This window comes from Dietzia sp. SL131 (genome assembly GCF_026672565.1).
Lineage (GTDB): Bacteria > Actinomycetota > Actinomycetes > Mycobacteriales > Mycobacteriaceae > Dietzia > Dietzia kunjamensis.
In genome coordinates this window covers 1,979,884-1,993,471 of record NZ_JAPPRI010000003.1, presented here as the reverse complement: position 1 = coordinate 1,993,471, position 13,588 = coordinate 1,979,884, and the positions used below count along the sequence as shown (strand labels likewise).

General features: G+C 71.6%; 15 protein-coding genes and 1 tRNA gene. 5 read left to right on the top strand and 11 right to left on the bottom strand.

The window, feature by feature from the left end; genetic code table 11:
* Window positions 1–116: 116 nt before the first annotated feature.
* From arsC to glmU, 3 genes are read right to left on the bottom strand one after another with little or no spacing between them, the layout of a single operon-like run.
* Window positions 117–476, bottom strand: a complete 360-nt coding sequence (gene arsC, locus OVA21_RS10170) for an arsenate reductase (glutaredoxin) (protein ID WP_268092379.1) — start codon at window positions 474–476, stop codon at window positions 117–119.
* 1 nt (window position 477) lies between these two features.
* Entirely contained in the window at window positions 478–1,455 is a 978-nt protein-coding gene (locus tag OVA21_RS10165) for a ribose-phosphate diphosphokinase (protein WP_067713365.1), read from the bottom strand.
* A complete protein-coding gene (gene glmU, locus OVA21_RS10160) occupies window positions 1,452–2,948 on the bottom strand; it encodes a bifunctional UDP-N-acetylglucosamine diphosphorylase/glucosamine-1-phosphate N-acetyltransferase GlmU (protein WP_096907124.1) in 1,497 nt (498 codons plus the stop codon). Before glmU ends, OVA21_RS10165 begins: the two co-directional genes overlap by 4 nt.
* A gap of 170 nt (window positions 2,949–3,118) precedes the next feature.
* Here glmU and OVA21_RS10155 point away from each other — a divergent pair, with 170 nt between their 5' ends.
* Window positions 3,119–4,402 carry an MFS transporter gene (locus OVA21_RS10155; RefSeq protein WP_163376115.1) on the top strand — a complete coding sequence of 428 codons (1,284 nt, stop codon included), beginning with the start codon at window positions 3,119–3,121 and terminating at the stop codon, window positions 4,400–4,402.
* On the opposite strand, the gene OVA21_RS10150 is transcribed toward OVA21_RS10155, so the two are convergent.
* Window positions 4,399–5,010, bottom strand: coding sequence for a flavodoxin family protein (locus tag OVA21_RS10150; protein WP_268092378.1), 612 nt, complete (start codon window positions 5,008–5,010; stop codon window positions 4,399–4,401). The two genes, OVA21_RS10155 and OVA21_RS10150, sit on opposite strands and share 4 nt — an antisense overlap.
* Window positions 5,011–5,143: 133 nt before the next feature.
* On the opposite strand from OVA21_RS10150, the gene OVA21_RS10145 reads away from it, so the two are divergent.
* Window positions 5,144–6,949, top strand: a complete 1,806-nt coding sequence (locus OVA21_RS10145; RefSeq protein ID WP_268092377.1) for a thiamine pyrophosphate-requiring protein — start codon at window positions 5,144–5,146, stop codon at window positions 6,947–6,949.
* Window positions 6,946–7,116 carry a hypothetical protein gene (locus tag OVA21_RS10140; RefSeq protein WP_159147944.1) on the top strand — a complete coding sequence of 57 codons (171 nt, stop codon included), beginning with the start codon at window positions 6,946–6,948 and terminating at the stop codon, window positions 7,114–7,116. Before OVA21_RS10145 ends, OVA21_RS10140 begins: the two co-directional genes overlap by 4 nt.
* Here the strand turns inward: OVA21_RS10140 and OVA21_RS10135 are convergent.
* Window positions 7,117–7,188 (bottom strand) — tRNA-Gln (locus OVA21_RS10135).
* Between the two features lie 204 nt (window positions 7,189–7,392).
* Between OVA21_RS10135 and OVA21_RS10130 the strand changes: the two genes are divergently transcribed.
* Window positions 7,393–8,064, top strand: a complete 672-nt coding sequence (locus OVA21_RS10130; protein WP_268092376.1) for a TetR/AcrR family transcriptional regulator — start codon at window positions 7,393–7,395, stop codon at window positions 8,062–8,064.
* A 145-nt stretch (window positions 8,065–8,209) separates the two neighbouring features.
* On the opposite strand, the gene OVA21_RS10125 is transcribed toward OVA21_RS10130, so the two are convergent.
* Window positions 8,210–8,776 carry an HdeD family acid-resistance protein gene (locus OVA21_RS10125; RefSeq protein ID WP_096907128.1) on the bottom strand — a complete coding sequence of 189 codons (567 nt, stop codon included), beginning with the start codon at window positions 8,774–8,776 and terminating at the stop codon, window positions 8,210–8,212.
* 117 nt (window positions 8,777–8,893) lie between these two features.
* Here OVA21_RS10125 and OVA21_RS10120 point away from each other — a divergent pair, with 117 nt between their 5' ends.
* The gene (locus tag OVA21_RS10120) at window positions 8,894–9,556 is read left to right on the top strand and encodes a TetR/AcrR family transcriptional regulator (protein WP_096907129.1); all 663 of its coding nucleotides are present in this window, start codon (window positions 8,894–8,896) and stop codon (window positions 9,554–9,556) included.
* 40 nt (window positions 9,557–9,596) lie between these two features.
* Here the strand turns inward: OVA21_RS10120 and OVA21_RS10115 are convergent, their stop codons facing one another.
* The 5 genes from OVA21_RS10115 to OVA21_RS10095 are packed head-to-tail and all read right to left on the bottom strand — an operon-like array spanning window position 9,597 to window position 13,503.
* The gene (locus OVA21_RS10115; protein WP_096907130.1) at window positions 9,597–10,169 is read right to left on the bottom strand and encodes a class I SAM-dependent methyltransferase; all 573 of its coding nucleotides are present in this window, start codon (window positions 10,167–10,169) and stop codon (window positions 9,597–9,599) included.
* Entirely contained in the window at window positions 10,166–10,957 is a 792-nt protein-coding gene (locus OVA21_RS10110; protein ID WP_096907131.1) for a PIG-L deacetylase family protein, read from the bottom strand. Before OVA21_RS10110 ends, OVA21_RS10115 begins: the two co-directional genes overlap by 4 nt.
* A complete protein-coding gene (locus OVA21_RS10105; protein ID WP_442778923.1) occupies window positions 10,954–11,988 on the bottom strand; it encodes an acyl-CoA dehydrogenase family protein in 1,035 nt (344 codons plus the stop codon). Before OVA21_RS10105 ends, OVA21_RS10110 begins: the two co-directional genes overlap by 4 nt.
* Before the next feature lie 27 nt (window positions 11,989–12,015).
* Window positions 12,016–12,765 (bottom strand): glycosyltransferase, encoded by a 750-nt coding sequence (locus OVA21_RS10100; RefSeq protein WP_096907132.1) that lies wholly within the window; start codon window positions 12,763–12,765, stop codon window positions 12,016–12,018.
* Window positions 12,766–12,771: 6 nt separating this feature from the next.
* Entirely contained in the window at window positions 12,772–13,503 is a 732-nt protein-coding gene (locus OVA21_RS10095) for a vitamin K epoxide reductase family protein (RefSeq protein ID WP_096907133.1), read from the bottom strand.
* Window positions 13,504–13,588: the final 85 nt, after the last annotated feature.

The window sequence follows — 13,588 nt, the reverse complement described above, 5'->3', positions numbered from 1 at the left end:
TGACCCGACCAGCCTAGCGCCGAGGGGTGCGGGGCCCAAAATCGCGTCGAGCCCGCCGCTCTCGGATGAGAGCGCAGCGGGCTCGACGCAGGCGACGCGCCGTCAGCGGCGGGACGTCAGAGGATCTCCTCGACCGCCGCCGTGGGACGCGCGAGGCGGGTGCCCTTGTCGGTGACGACGAAGGGCCGCTCGATGAGCCGGGGGTGGGCGACCATCGCGGCGAGCAGGTCGTCATCGGAGGCGTCGATGAGGCCGAGCTCGGTGAACTCGGCCTCCTTGACGCGCACCGCCTCCCGCACCGTCAGACCGGCGTCGGAGATGAGGGTGCGCAGCTGCTCGACGCCCGGGGGAGTGTCGAGATACTTGATGACGGTCGGCTCCGCACCCCGCTCGCGGAGCAGCTCCAGCGCCTGCCGGGACTTGGAGCAGCGGGGGTTGTGGTAGATCGTGGCGCGCCCCGCCGGGTCCGCGGTCATGTCAGGCGTTCCCGTTGAAGAGGCTGGTCACCGACCCGTTCTCGAAGACCTCGTGGATGGTCCGGGCCAGCAGCGGCGCGATGGACAGCACGGTGAGGTTCTCGAACCGCTTCTCCGGCGGGATCGGCAGCGTGTCGGTGGTGATGACCTCCTTGGCCCCGCAGTTGGCGAGACGCTCGGCGGCCGGATCGGAGAAGATGCCGTGGGTGGTGGCGATGATGACGTCCCCGGCACCGGCGTCCTTGAGGACCTTGACGGCGCCGGCGATGGTGCCACCGGTGTCGATCATGTCGTCCATCAGGACGCAGGTCTTGCCCTCCACGTCACCGACCACGCGGTTGGACTTCACCTGGTTGGGCACGTTGGGATCGCGGGTCTTGTGGACGAACGCGAGCGGCGCGCCGTCGAGGGCATCGGCCCACTTCTCGCCCACCTTGACGCGGCCGGCGTCGGGGGAGACCACGACGATGTTGTCCGTCCCGTAGTGCTGCCGGACGTAGTCCGAGAGCTGGCCCTGGGCGTGCATGTGGTCCACGGGACCGTCGAAGAAGCCCTGGATCTGGTCGGTGTGCAGGTCGACCGTGATGATGCGGTCCGCGCCGGCGGCCTTGAGCAGGTCCGCGATGAGACGGGCCGAGATCGGCTCGCGGCCGCGGTGCTTCTTGTCCTGCCGCGCGTACGGGTAGAACGGCAGGACAGCGGTGATCCGCTTGGCGCTTCCCCGCTTGAGCGCGTCGATCATGATGAGCTGCTCCATGATCCACTTGTTCAGCGGCGCCGGGGCACTCTGCAGCACGAACGCGTCACAGCCGCGGACGGACTCCTCGAAGCGGACGAAGATCTCGCCGTTGGCGAAGTCCCTGGCGGTCTGGGGGGTGACCTCGACGCCCAGTTCGGCGGCGACCTGGTCGGAGAGTTCGGGGTGCGCGCGCCCCGCGAAAAACATCAGGTTCTTCTGGTTGTCGATCCACTCGCTCACTGCGTGAGTCCGTCCTTCTGGGAGTCGTTCCGGGCACGACGGGCGGCCTCTGCAGAACCGGAATCGGGCCGGTTCTCGATCACCCAGTCGTCGATGTTCCTCTGCCGTCCGCCCGAGACCGCGAGGGCTCCGGGTGGGACGTCGTCCTTGATCACGGTACCCGCGCCCGAATAGGCCCCGTCTCCGACGGTCACAGGTGCGACGAACATGGTGTCCGAACCGGTGCGGCAGTGATCGCCGATCACTGTACGGTTCTTGTTCACCCCGTCGTAATTGACGAACACGCTCGACGCCCCGATGTTGGTGTGCTCGCCGATCGTCGCGTCGCCCACGTAGGTCAGGTGCGGCACCTTGGTGTTCGCCCCGATCGTCGACTTCTTGACCTCGACGAACGTGCCGATCTTGCTCCGCTCGCCCAGGTCCGCCTCGGGCCGCAGGTAGGCGAACGGGCCCACCTCCGCGCCAGCCCCGATTGTGGCGCGCACCGCATGTGAACGCACGACCGTGGCGCCGTCGCCGACCACGGTGTCCTGCAGCGTGGTGTCCGGCCCGACGGTCGCACCGTCGCCGATCTCGGTGGCGCCCGTCAGGTGGGTGCCCGGCAGGATCGTCACGTCGCGGCCAGTGGCCACGCCGACGTCGAGCCACGTGCTGGACGGGTCGACGATCGTCGCGCCGCCCCGCATCGCCGACTCGCACAGGCGACGGTTCATCTCGCCGGACAGGGCCGCGAGCTGCACGCGATCATTGACGCCGGCGACCAGATCGGGGTCCTCGACACGGTGCCCGCGGATGAGGCCGTTGTCGCGTCGCGCGAGCTGGATGACGTCCGTGAGGTACAGCTCGCCCTGCGAATTGTCCGTGCTCAGCTGCCCGAGCTTGTCCCGCAGGACGAGGGCGTCGAAGGCGTAGATGCCGGAGTTGACCTCGTCGATCGCCCGCTCGTCCTCCGAGGCGTCCTTGTGCTCGACGATCCGCAGCACCTCGCCGTCGTCGTTCCTCACGATGCGGCCGTAGCCCGTGGGGTCGGGCGCCGTCGACGTCAGGACGGTGACCGCGGCGCGCGGTCGCAGGTCGTGGCGCGTCACGACCTCGCGCAGGGTGTCGGCGTCGAGCAGGGGGATGTCCGAGGTGGTGACGAGCACGGTGCCGGAGAAGTCGGCGGGCAGTCCCGACATCCCGGCAGCGACGGCGTCGCCCGTCCCGTTCTGCTCCTCCTGCACCGCGGTGGAGACCGGCACGCCGAGCTCGGCCGACAACTCGTCGACCGCCGCCGAGACCTGGTCGCGCTGATGGCCGACGACCACGACGATCGCGTCCGGTTCGAGCCCCGCCGCGGCGTGCAGTGCGTGGCCGAGCATCGTCCGCCCGCACACTCGGTGCAGCATCTTGGGCGTGGCGCTCTTCATGCGGGTGCCGGAGCCGGCGGCCAGGACGATGACCGCGGTCTGCGTGTGTTCGGGCGCTGAACGGTCGGTCTCGGGTGTGGTCATCAAGTCTCCTCGGGCGTGGCAGCGCCGTGTGGGGGATGGGCGTAGTGCAACGTTAGGTCAACTTTGCGTCAACTCACTGTCAAAGTAGCGCGGACCCCTATGCGGGATCGAGTGTGACTCCGACGATTCGAACCGTCTTGAGGCGGAGTAGCCTGCCCCGCGTGTCAGTCCTGAGGCGCCAGTTGGCGGATACGCGGCCACTGCGGCAGCCGGACTTCCGCAGGCTGTGGCTCGCCAACATCGTCACGGTCATCGGGGCGCAGTTGTCGATCGTCGCGGTGCCGCAGCAGGTCTTCGAGATCACCCGCAGCTCTGCGTATGTGGGGCTCACCGGCGTGTTCGCGCTGGTGCCGCTCGTGGTGTTCGGCCTGTGGGGCGGTGCGCTGGCCGACGCCCTCGACCGGCGTCGCCTGCTCATGGTCACCACCACCGGGCTGATCGTGACCTCACTGCTGTTCTGGGCGCAGGCCGCGGCGGGCAACCGGAACGTCTGGGTGGTGATGGTGCTCCTGTCCGTGCAGCAGGCGTTCTTCGCGGTCAACCAGCCCACCCGCTCGGCGATCATCCCCCGGATCGTCCCCTCCGACCAGTTGGCCTCCGCCTCGGCCCTGAACATGACCGTGATGCAGTTCGGGGCGATCGTCGGGCCCCTGTCCGCGGGCATCCTCATCCCGGTCCTGGGACTGTCCACGATGTACCTGTTCACCGCCGTCGCGCTTCTGGCCACCCTGTACGCGGTGTTCCGGCTCCCGCCGCAGCCGGTGGCGGGGGAGCGCGGATCCGTGGGGCTGCGGTCGGTGATCGACGGGTTCGCGTACCTGGCCACCCGCCGCATCCTCCTGGCCTCGTTCCTCGTGGACATCGTCGCGATGGTCTTCGGCATGCCGCGGGCACTGTTCCCGCAGATCGCCACCGAGTCCTTCGGCGACCCCGCGACGGGCGGGACCGCCCTCGGTCTGTTGTTCGCCGCGATGAGCGTGGGCGCCGTGGCCGGCGGGGTGTTCTCCGGGTGGATCCCTCGCGTGCGGCGGCAGGGCCTGGCGGTGCTGGTGTGCGTGGCGCTGTGGGGCGCGGCGATGGTCGCGTTCGGGGTGTTCGTGGGCGCGGCCTCGCCCGGCGGCTCCGCGTGGTGGCTGTGGCTGGCGCTCGCCGCGCTGGCGTTCGGCGGAGCCGTCGACATGATCTCGGCCGCGTTCCGCCAGGCGATCCTGCTGGATTCGGCCACCGACGAGATGCGCGGCCGTCTGCAGGGCGTGTTCATCGTGGTCGTGGCCGGTGGCCCGCGGATCGGCGACGTCGCGCACGGCGTGGCGGCGGCCTCGGTCGGCACGGCGGTCGCCGCGTCGGGTGGTGGCGTGCTGGTGGTGATCGGCGTGGTGATCTGCGCGATCGCTTTCCCGGCGTTCCTGCGCTACACCGTCCGCAGCGCGGTCGAGCGGAGCACCAAGGGTTAGACCGCCGGGTACTGCTCGCTGCGGAGGAACCGCGCCAGGTGCACCGCGTTGGACGACAGCGTGGTGATGGTCGAGGCCACGGCCGTCGGAGTGGAGTCGAGGTCCTTGTAGTCCACCGGGTTCATGGCCTCGTTGTTCCAGTAGGTGCAGCCCTGCGCCGGGATCGTGAACCCGATGTCGTTCAGGCCCTGGAACATGTCGGCGACGATCTTGTGGGCGCCGTCCTCGTTGCCCACCACCGCGACCACGGCGACCTTGCCGAACATCGCGGGACGGCCCTCGTCGTCGGTGGCCGACAGTTGCGCGTCGAGACGCTCCAGCACCCGCTGCGCGATGCTGGACGGATTGCCGAGCCACGTCGGCGTGGACAACACGAGGACGTCGGCGGTTCGGACCTTCTCGAGGATGGCGGGCCACTCGTCGCCGTCGCCCATGTCGTCGTCGACCCCCGGACGGACGTCGAAGTCCGCGACCCGGACGGTCTCCCCGGTCACGCCGTGACCGGCGAGCTCGTCGAGGACCTGCCGGGCGATGAGGTCGCTGCTCGACTCGGCGGGCGAGGCCTTGAGCGAGCACACCAGGGCGAGTGCCTTCAGATCGGTGTCCATGCCCGGACGATAGGACCACCCCACCCGCCGGACAACCGGTTCCGCGGGCCCACGCCACCATGACCGGTGGAGGGCCGCGGGTGCGCCCCCTACGGTGGGGCCACTACGGCTGACGAGCGGAAGGGGCACGCGTATGACCACGGACAGGACGGTGGCCGACCTCGTCGTCGAACGACTGGTGGCCTGGGATGTCGAACGGATCTACGGCTACGCCGGGGACGGCAACAACCCCCTGCTCGGCGCGTTGCAGCGCGCCGAGATCGCCCCGACGTTCGGGCGGGCCCGCCACGAGGAGTCGGCGGCGTTCATGGCGGTGGCCGACGCCAAGTATTCCGGCGCGGTCGGGGTGATGACCTCCACGCAGGGCCCCGGCGCGATACACCTGCTAAATGGGCTCTATGACGCCAAGCTCGACAGCGTGCCCGTGGTGGCGCTCGTCGCGCAGCAGCACACCAGCGTGCTCGGTTCGGGGTACCAGCAGGAGATCAACCTCGGCAACGTCTTCGCGGACGTGGCCGGGCCGTACCTGCAGACGGTGTCGTCGGCCGAGCAGGCGCCCATGGTGATCGACCGGGCGTTCCGCTCCGCGTTGACGCACCGGACCCCCGTCGTCGTCATCCTTCCCCACGACGTGCAGAACGCCGAGGCCCCGGAGCTGGGCGAGGACCTCGACCAGGAGCACGGGGTGGTGGTCACCGCCCCCGAATGGACCCACGGGGTCACCACCCCCCGCGACGACGACGTGGCGCGCGCCGTGGAGGTGCTCGACGCGGGGGAGCGGATCGCGATCCTGGCCGGGCGCGGCGTCGCCGGTGCGCAGGCCGAGCTGATGGAACTCGCCGAGCGCCTGGACGCCGGCGTGACGATGAGCCTGTTGGGTAAGCCCTACGTGGACGAGTCCTCGCCGGTGGTGGGCGGGACCATGGGCCATCTGGGGACGACGGCGAGCGCGCGCATCCTCCAGAACTGCGACACCCTCCTCATCGTCGGATCGAACGACCCCTGGACCGAGTTCTACCCGGAGCCCGGGCGGGCGCGGGCGGTGCAGATCGACCTCGACCCGGTGCACCTGGCCAACCGGTATCAGATCGAGGTCGGCATGGTGGGCGACGCCGCGGCCGCACTACGCGAACTCACCGGACGCGTGGCCGACCGCGACCGCTCCGCCTGGCGCGGCGACGTGGAGAAGTGGGTGGGGCAGTGGTGGGAGATCTCCCGCATGCGCTCCGAGGTGCCGGCGCGCGGGCTGAACCCGGAGCTGGTCGCGCGGCGACTGGGCGAGCGCCTGCCGCACGATGCGCGCCTCGCCGTGGACGTGGGCAGCAGCGTCTACCACTACGTCCGGCAGATCAGCCTGCCGACGACCGTCCCTGCGCACCTGTCGAGCACGCTGGCGTCGATGGGCTGCGGGATCCCGTACGCGATCGCCGCCAAGGCCACCGCGCCCGCCAAGCCCGTCGCGGTCCTGGCCGGTGACGGGGCCATCCAGATGCTCGGGATCAACGAGCTCATCACCGTCTCCGAGGCGTGGCCGAGCTGGGAGGACCCGACGATGGTGATCGTGGTGCTCAGCAACCGGGACCTGGCGGAGGTGAGCTGGGAGCAGCGCGAGAGCGAGGCCCAGCCGCGGTTCGCCCGGTCGCAGGACGTGCCGCCGTTCGACGTGGCCGGCTACGCCGAACTGCTGGGGCTGCGCGGGGTGCGCGTCGAGGACCCCGAGCAGCTCGTGCCCGCCTTGGAGGAGGCGGTCCTGGCGGACCGGCCGACCGTGATCGACGCGATCACCGACCCGGACATGCCGTTGCTGCCGCCGTTCCCGCACGGTAGGGAGATGGTGGAGTCGATGCGTACGGGCCTGCGCGCGGAGGGTGCTGCCGGAGAGCACGCCCTCGAGCTGCTGGAGGCCTACGCCCGGATGGAAGAGGAGCGATTCACGTGACCGGAATGAACGGACCCGGGCAGCCCGGGCAGGACCCGGCCTTCCAGCCCGATGCCGAGGTGGAGAAGAAGCCGCGGCGCGCACGGCAACCGGCGTTGGCGGTGTTCGCGATCATCGCGATCCTGTTGCTGGTGCTGGCCGTGGGGATCTTCGGCGGGATCTTCTAGCTCCCCCGCCAGGACTCGAACCTGAAATGCCTGAACCAAAATCAGGAGTGTTGCCGATTACACCACGGGGGAACGGCCCGCGAACGGGCCGTCACCAGTCTGGCACATGAGATCGGGCCCATCGGTGCGCACCTGCGCACCGATGGGCCCTGGCCGCCGTGAGCAGCAGTGTTGCCGCCGGTCGGGGGGAGCGGAATTCGCGCGTGGCTATCCTCGGGGTATCAGAAAAAGGGGTGGGGCATGACGGGCGCGGGCGTACCGACACCGAGGACCAGGATGTCCGCCGCCAAGCGGCGGCAGCAGCTGGTGGAGGTCGGCCGACGGATCTTCGCCGAGTACGGCTACGACGCGGCCACTGTCGAGGAGATCGCGTCGGTCGCAGGCGTGTCCAAGCCGGTCGTCTACGAGCACTTCGGCGGCAAGGAGGGCCTGTACGCGGTGGTGTGTGACCGCGAGCTGGCCTATCTGGGTGCCGAGATCACCGAGGCATTGGAGGGCGAGGGGTCGCGCCGCCGCATCGAGCGCGCCGCGATGGCGCTGCTGCGCTACGTCGAGGAGCGCACGGACGGCTTCCGCATCCTTGTGCGCGAATCGTCCCCGGTGGGTGGGGGCTCGTATTCGACCCTGCTCAACGACGCCACCGCCAGCGTGACCTACATCCTCGAGGAGGAGTTCGTCGCCCGCGGGTTCGACCCCATCACCACCAGTGTGTACGCGCAGGCCCTGGTCGGGATGGTCTCCGGGACCGCCCAGTGGTGGCTCGACGCCCGCACGCCGCCCAAGGAAGAGGTCGCCGCGCACATCGTCAACCTCTGTTTCAACGGGCTCTCGCACCTCGATCCCTCGCCGACGCTGGAGGTCGACGTCCTCGAGAAGTACAGCGTGCCGAGCCACCCCGGTGGCACGCCGCAGGGGCGCGACATGCGCCCGGGGCCCGGAAGCCCGTAGTAGGTCGCTCCCCGTCGCGCGAGGCCGGGCCCAGCACGGTCGGGCGACGGACTCGGTCACCTGGCGGGGCACGGTCACGGTGCAGGAGGGCCGGGCGTCGCACTCGCGACGCCCGGCCCTTGCCGGGGGATGAGGGTGGCGCGGTTCAGGCTGCCACGGCCACCCGGCGCTCGAGCCGGTCGGAGTCGGCGCGGAGTCGGAACGCCACGGCGGCCATGACCGCGCCGACGGCGAGACCGAACCAGCCGGCGAAGGTGACGAACGTGTCTACCGCTGCGGGGCCCACGACGCCCAGCCCGAGTCCCACCACCGCCAGGACCACGCCGAGCGTCACCATGACCCACGAGTCGGGGATCTCGGAGCGCAGGGTCTGGGCTCCGTAGGCGACGAGGGCGCCGGAGGCCACCAGCCAGGCGGCGAACAGCAGGATCAACGCGGTGGTCGAGATGCCGGGCCAGAACAGGACGACCAGCCCGAGAATCATGAATCCGGCGCCGGCGAGGATGAGGCCACCGCGGCCGGGGGTCCGTTCCGGAAGTGCCACTCCGGTCGTCATGGTCATGGCGCCGTCACCGATGGCGAAGGCCGCCACGAGGAACACCGCGAGCGTCATGCCCGTGGTGGGGGAGGCCAGTGCGGTCGCGCCCAGGGCGATCGCCAGTGCTCCGCGGATGAGTTGGACCCACCAGTTCCGGGTCAGTGATTCGATCATTTCTCCACCTTTCCTGCGCTGGCGTCTGCCGTCGCGCGGTACTGTAGTGATCACTACGGTAAGTCTGATCCGGGGCGATTCGCAATGAGTCGCCGGACACAGGGAGCGGGGGAGCGGATGGCGGGGAAGCCGACGGGGTCCACTGGCAGGCGCACCCGTGCCAAGGGCCGGGAGTCCCGGCGCCGGATCATCGAGGCGGCCGCCGAGGTGGCCGGTGAACGCGGGTATGAGGGGACCTCGATCGCGCAGGTCAGTAAGGCGAGCGGGCTCCCGGCGAGCTCGATCTACTGGCATTTCGCGGACAAGGACGCGCTGCTGGCGGCGGTTGTCGAGGAGAGCGTCGAGCTGTGGCTGGGCCAGGTCACCCGCGGGGAGGGCGAAGCCCTGCGGGAGCGCGTGACCGCCTTCTGCCTGGGCGTGGCCCGGACGTTCCGCGAGTCCCCGGACTTCCTCCGGCTGGGCCTGATGCTGGCGCTGGAGCAGCGTCCCGTGGAGCCGGCCGCCCGGGGAATCTATCTGCGTCTGCGCGGGGACGCCCTGGAGCGCATCGCGGCGGAGTTCCGGCGGGTCCGTCCGCGGCTACCCGAGGCGGATGCCCGGGTGCTCGCCACCTATGCACTCGCCGGCGGCGACGGGATTTTCCTCGCGTCCCTGACCGGGGACGCCGACGTGACCGAACTGTTCCGGCTCCATACCGAGGCGATAGTGCACCTCGTCACTCGGGCCGAGGCGGAGGCTGAGGCGTCGGCGTCCGAGTCGGCTTCGAAACCGCAGCCGTAGTCGACGCCGGAGACGCAGGCGGACTAGTTGCAGCCGGCCATCAGGTGCGACGGAAGACCTCGAGGACGAAACCCTCCTCGCGGTGGTGGACGAGCCGCGTGAGGTCGACGCGGCGTGCGAGTGCGGCGTGGACGTCCTCGCCGTGGCAGGCGTGGTCGTCCGACCGCCCCAGCCAGTGGCAGGCCGCGACGGTCCCGCCGGGTTCGGCCAGCCGCAGCAGCGCCGTGAGTAGGTCGTCGAGCCCGTCGACCGGCGTGTAGTAGAGGAACTCCGAGAGCACCAACAGGTCGCAGGACCGCCCGGGCCACGGGTCCGACGCGTCGGCGGTGCGCACGTGCACGTGGTCCAACCCCGCGCGGTCGATGCGCGCGCGGGCCTGCCCGGCGGCGGTGTCGACGACGTCCACCGCGTGCACCTCGTCGCACCGCCCGGCGAGCATCTCGGTGAGCACCCCCACCGAGCAGGCGGGCTCGAAGCACACGCGGTACCGCTGTTCGGGGAGAGAGGCGACGAGGAGCCCGTAGCGCCGCAGTTCGTACCACGAGCCGGCGAAGTCCCAGGGGTCTGCCGACCCGGAGTACATCTCCTCGAAGTAGTGGCCCGGGGTGCTCACCAGAACACCGTCTCGGAGCGCGTGACCAGGCGGTCGAGGATCCAGTCGGGCAGGATCGCCTCGTCCCCCGGCCGATCGGACAGCGGAGCGACCTGGGTGACGAACTCCGCCACCGCCGCCTGCTTGGCGGCGAGCTCGGCGTCGGTGAGCACGACGCGACGCCGCCGGTCCCAGGGCACGCGCCGATCGCCGGGCTCGGCCCAGTGCCAGGTCCACACCGGGTACTCCGCCAGTCGCGCTCCGGTGGCGGCGCAGGACCGGGCGGCCGCGCGTCCGGAGGCCTCGTGATCGGGGTGGCCGTCGCCGCGCCACGTGCTGAGCACCACGCAGTCCTCGCCGGGGACGTCACCGATCGCCTCGGCGAGCGCGTCGGCCAGACGCGTCTCGTGCCCGTGAACGCCGCCGTCTGGCAGGCCGACCCGCACCGGCTCGGGAAGGCCCAGCGCCGCGCAGGCGCGCCGGCTCTCGGAGATCCGCAGCGCGGCGAGCCGCGCGGGCGTCACCGTGGGGGAGTCGGGGTGCGAGGCGTCGCCGTCGGTGACGGCCACGATCACCACCTCCACCCCGGCTGCGGCGAACCGGGCGGCGGTGACGCCCACGCCGAGGATCTCGTCGTCGGGATGCGGCGCGACCACGACCACCCGCCGGACCCCGGACGGTACGGTCAGCTCCGGGTCGGCGGCACGCCCGCCGAACCAGGCGTCCCAGGCGGCGCGGGGAGTGCCGCGGTCGTCGAGCCCGATGCCGGTCCAGTGGGTGGAACCGCCCTCGGCGGGATCGGTGGTCATCGCGCCCACCCGCCGTGGGTGCTGGCGGTGGCGCCCAGCCCGGCGAGGTCACGCTCGGCGTGGAACTGCCGGATGTACACCTCGGCGTCGAGGACGTTCTGCCCGTGGCGCGGGTCCATCGCGAGCGGTCCCGGGCCGAGCGCCCGGCCGACGCGTCGGATGGTCTCGTCCACCGCGGCCTCGACCATCGCCCGCACGCGCACGGCCCGGTGGCGCGCGACGGTGAGGTCGGCGCCGGGTCCGTCGCGATCGACTTCCGCGGCGGCGGCGTCCAGCGCCCACGACGCCCCTCCCAGGGCCACGTCCACGGCGCCGAGGTGGGCCAGCGCGTGGGGGTCGACGTCGGGCCGGGTCGCCCGCGCGATCAGGGGCCGGGCCACGGCGATCCCGGCGCCCAGCCAGCAGGCGGCAACCCCGATCCCACCGTGCCAGAACCCGGCCCGCTCGAGGTAGGAGCGGTGGTCCCCGACGGAGCGGGCCGGCACGTCGGTGAATTCGACGGAGGTGGTACGGCTGCCCGCCATCCCCGGGTGCGCCCAGCCGCCCGCCCGGGGCGCGACACCGGGCTGGCGCAGGTCGACGGCGAAGAGGCGCGGCTCGTCGTCGTCGAACGCGGTGACCAGGGCGTGCGTGCACACGTCGCCGCCGGAGCACCAGGCCTTGACCCCGTCGAGCACCCACCCGCCGCCCGAGTCTCCGCCCGAGCCCCCGCCCGAGCCCCCGCCCACGCGCCGGGCGCGGAGCACGGGCATCGGCGGTTCGGCAGCCCACACGCCCCACAGTCCGTCGCGCCCCACGCGGGTGCCGGAGATCTCGGCGAGGATCGCGTCGGCGTCGGCGTGGGCCTCGACCAGGCGGCCGGCGGAGACGTCCCGGGTGCACATCGCGGTGAGCTCGGACCATCTCGTCCGGGTGTCGCCGCGGGCGGGCAGGGGCAGGTCGGCGCGGCCGGCGCGGACCCATTCGCGGGCCAGGTCGGCGGACGAAGCGGCGTCCGGGGAGCCGCCGGGGGGCACGTCAGTGTTGCTCACGGGGCCTCCTTGCTCGCGGACACGCGGTCATGACGCGGTGGTCCCTGCGCTGGCGGCGCGTTCGGTGGCGGCGCGTTCGGTCGCGGCGCTCTCCGTGGCGGCGAGGTGACCGGCGAAGCCACCGGGGGCGCGCGCGGTCCGGCGGGCCGAGGTCATCACCGGCGCGGCGGTGGACCACGCGACCGTCAGCCCGGCCGCCTGCGCGCGCCGGACCAGCTGGACGTCCTCGTGCACGGGGAGCGGGTCGAAGCCGCCGAGCTGCCGGTAGGCGCGGGCGGAGATGCCGATGTTGGCGCCGTGGATGTGCCGGTGGCCGGGACCCGGGTGGTAGCCCTCGAGGTAGCTCAGCCGGGTGGCGGGGGTCCAGTCCGACCAGTCGTCGACCGCGATCAGGCCCGCCACCACGTCGGCGCCGGAGCGGGCGACCGCCAGCTGGTCGGTGAGCCACGTGCGGGGCACGCGGGAGTCGGCGTCGGTGGTCGCGTACCAGCGCCGCGAGGGGGACGGCACGGAGCCGGGCGACGACGATGGGGGCCGCCGCAGCGAGTCGAACCCGCGCGCGCGGGCGATGCCGACGTTGCGGGCGCTCGTCCGCACGATCCGGGCCCGCCCCCGCGCGATCTCCTCGGTGGCATCGCGGCAGGAGTCCAGCACGACCGTCACGGTCACCGGGACCGGGGTGGCGGCGATGCAGTCCTCGAGCGCGTCGAGGCAGCCCGCCAGCAGGTCCTGCTCATCGTGGGCGGGGATCACGACGTCGACCCCGGTGTACTCCACGGCCGGTCAGAGGTTGGCGAAGAAGTCGGCCCAGTAGAAGTCCCAGAACGCCCACAGGATGACCCCGGCCACCGCGAGGTACCAGACCACCACGGGCACCAGGTGCCACCGCTGCAGTGCGCGCACCCACCGCGCCCGGGTGAGCTTGGCCAGCACGTGCAGCAGCGTGTACCAGAACATGGGGATGGTGGCCGCCCACACGACCATGCACCACGGGCACAGCACCTGGATCTGGAAGATCGACTGGTAGGCCAGCCAGTGGACGAATCCGGCGGCGAACGTCAGCCCGAGCAGCGCGCCCACCCAGTACCAGCGCGGGAACCGCACACCCGTGGCGGCGGCGACGCCGATCGCGATCACGATGCCGAACCCGATCAGCCCGATGAACGGGTTGGGGAACCCGAACGCCGCCCCCTGCTCGGAGTTGATGACGCTCTTGCAGCTCATGAGGATGGAGAAGTTGCACGCCGGCGTGTAGTCCGGGTTCTCCAGCAGCCGGATCTTGTCCAGGCTGAGCTGGAACGACGCGACCAGCGCGAGGGCCGAACCGAGGGTGAGGAGCACGCCGATCCACCGGTCGGTGAACACGCGCGCGCCGATCGTGTCGTGGGCGGCGTCGTCGGCGGTGGCCGGGGCGGGGGAGATCGTCACCGGGCCCGCGGGGGCGCCCTGGGTGTCGCCGTGCCCGGGGGCGACGGGCCGGGGGTCGACGTGCTCGGCGTCTGTGGTCTCGCGCATACGCACAGGCTACCGGGGCGGGCGCGCGGTTAGAGTGGTGGATCTGCGGCCCTTCAGGTGTGCGTCCCACCACCCGTGCGACCCG